Source organism: Citrobacter sp. U14242, assembly GCF_046555775.1.
Lineage (GTDB): Bacteria > Pseudomonadota > Gammaproteobacteria > Enterobacterales > Enterobacteriaceae > Citrobacter.
The window spans coordinates 1-264 of sequence record NZ_JBKGLW010000043.1 but is presented as its reverse complement, the minus strand read 5'-3'; the positions used below and the strand labels follow the sequence as shown (position 1 = coordinate 264).

Sequence of the window (264 nt, the reverse complement as noted above, 5' to 3'; positions counted from 1 at the left end):
CAACCTTGTCGTGGACATTCGTAAACCCGCAGCGGCTTCGAAAAAATCAGAAAAGCAGGACAAAACAGGCCCGTCCTACTTCGGTTAACCCTTCCGCCATCCGGCGAATCAGCAACGGAATTTAATCATGAACGGTGTAAACAACCGGACCGGAAAACGCCTGTCCGGCGTCGCCCATTTGCGCCAGTCCGTCAGCGACATACTGACCACGCCCATCGGGAGCCGGGTTCTTGTCCGTGACTATGGCAGTGATCTGTTTTCGCT

The 264-nt window shown here is 54.5% G+C and carries 1 pseudogene; it reads left to right on the top strand.

Annotated elements, in window-relative coordinates:
- Nucleotides 1-127: 127 nt before the first annotated feature.
- Nucleotides 128-264, top strand: a pseudogene (locus ACLJXE_RS24365) (baseplate assembly protein); the annotation flags it as partial.